The organism is Streptococcus sp. WM07, from assembly GCF_004570525.1.
In the GTDB taxonomy this organism is placed as follows: Bacteria; Bacillota; Bacilli; order Lactobacillales; family Streptococcaceae; genus Streptococcus.
In genome coordinates this window covers 1-1,394 of record NZ_SPPZ01000111.1, presented here as the reverse complement: position 1 = coordinate 1,394, position 1,394 = coordinate 1, and the positions used below count along the sequence as shown (strand labels likewise).

The 1,394-nt window shown below is 39.4% G+C and carries 2 pseudogenes; one reads left to right on the top strand and one right to left on the bottom strand.

The window, feature by feature from the left end:
- Positions 1–39 precede the first annotated feature (39 nt).
- Positions 40–204: pseudogene (locus E4T71_RS08605) on the top strand (IS5/IS1182 family transposase); the annotation flags it as partial.
- Here the strand turns inward: E4T71_RS08605 and E4T71_RS08600 are convergent.
- Positions 161–1,131, bottom strand: a pseudogene (locus E4T71_RS08600) (IS5 family transposase). The pseudogenes E4T71_RS08605 and E4T71_RS08600 sit on opposite strands and share 44 nt — an antisense overlap.
- Positions 1,132–1,394: the final 263 nt, after the last annotated feature.

Genomic DNA, 1,394 nt, shown 5'->3' with positions numbered 1-1,394 from the left:
TAGATTTCCTGCGAAACAAGGAGATGATAAAATAGAAGCATGAATTATGAATCCAGTAAAAAACTTTCCGATTTATGCTTTAAACGCCTAGTTGGTGTTGAGAGACGAACTTTTGATAAAATGCTAAAAACCTTGACAGTTGCTTATCAAGCTAAACACTCTAAAGGTGGTCGGACTCCAAAAATGAGTTTAGAAGATATCCTAAACACCAAATATTGTACATCCGATTTGTGAGTGTGACATTAGTCTTGGCATGCTTCAAGCCAATCCCCGGAATGTACTACCCTTCATAGTGTTTTCAATAAAACCAAAGACATGTTCTACTCGGCAACGAATTCGAGATAATTTCCGGTTAAACTTCTTGTAGGTCTCGGTGAGTGGGGTATTACTATAAGAACGACGAGCAGTGTAGTGCTTACATCCTTCTGGAACAGTTTTGCCAGTGTAAGCACTATCATCAAAGACTGGTTCGTGAGGATCACAAATATCAGCTAGTACATCAGAATCATGTACATTAGCGGCTGTTACTTCAAAATTTTTGATTAGCTTTGATTTGGAGTCGACACAAACATGATTTTTCTAGCCAAAGTGATCTTGGCTAGCTTTTTTAGTCCAAGGTGCATCGGTGTCTTTTTGGGAACGTTTAGCTGAACTCCATCCCTCTGGTTCTATCCCCTCTTTAATTTGTTCATTCTCTTTACGTTTATTTCTTTGTTTAGGTGCTTCCACAAAAGTGGCATCGACAATCTGCCCTTTATGAGCTAACAAGCCTTCTTCTTCCAGAGTCAAATGAAAGATGTCAAATAATTCCTGTTCTTTTCCAGACTTAGTCAGACGTTCGCGATATAACCAGATTGTTTTGGTATCTGGAACTCGTTAATCATCACAGCCAACAAAACGACGAAAAGACAGACGATCATATAGCTGATATTCCATGGCTTGGTCTGACAAATTATAGAGGCGTGCAAGAAGGAGAATTTTAAACATCATGAGGTAGTCATAGGGAGGTCTACCACCTTTTGCAGGATTTTTCTCTTTATTACCAAAAATGCGGTTCAGGGCTGGGCGAAATCTTGTCCACTTCACAGTCTTATCAAGTCGTTCTAGTTGATTTCCCAAGTGGAGAAGCAACTGCTAGATGACGGAGATTTTGAGACTTTGGCTCAAAATCTAGTGCTAAATGATTCGGGAATTGAATCATTTAGTCATTTACTCAAGGCTGCTCTGTAGAGAGCCTCGCTCTCCTTATCTTATAACTCAGATAGCATACAATGCTATCTTGAGCCGCACTACCATATATGAAGACCTGCTTAAAATAAATTTTCGATAAAAAGAGGGGGTAGAGGTGCCCAACATATTTTCAACAACTTACCGCAATCGTAAGCAACGATTTG